Source organism: Psychromonas arctica (assembly GCF_038155225.1).
Classification (GTDB): domain Bacteria; phylum Pseudomonadota; class Gammaproteobacteria; order Enterobacterales; family Psychromonadaceae; genus Psychromonas; species Psychromonas arctica_B.
Genome location: NZ_JBAKBA010000434.1, coordinates 1 through 209 on the forward strand (window position 1 = coordinate 1; position 209 = coordinate 209).

Below are 209 nucleotides of genomic sequence, written 5' to 3' on the forward strand. Positions count from 1 at the left end.
GTATCTTTATTACGCAATTGTTAATCCAATCATTTATGGGATTTGAAGGTGTAGAGCTAGAATTAATGGCGTCGATTATTTCTATTTCAAAATTATTATTATTGCCTATGATTCTTGGTGAGTTAGCACGTCCGTTATTATTGAAATTTGCTCAAAAACATAAATCAGTATTTAGTAAAGTTGATAAATTCGTCATCTTGTTAATTGTT

The 209-nt window shown here is 28.7% G+C and carries 1 protein-coding gene; it reads left to right on the plus strand.

Going from position 1 to position 209, the window contains the following annotated elements:
• On the plus strand, nt 1-209 hold a 209-nt coding region (locus V6255_RS19010), incomplete at both ends, for a bile acid:sodium symporter (RefSeq protein ID WP_341629488.1).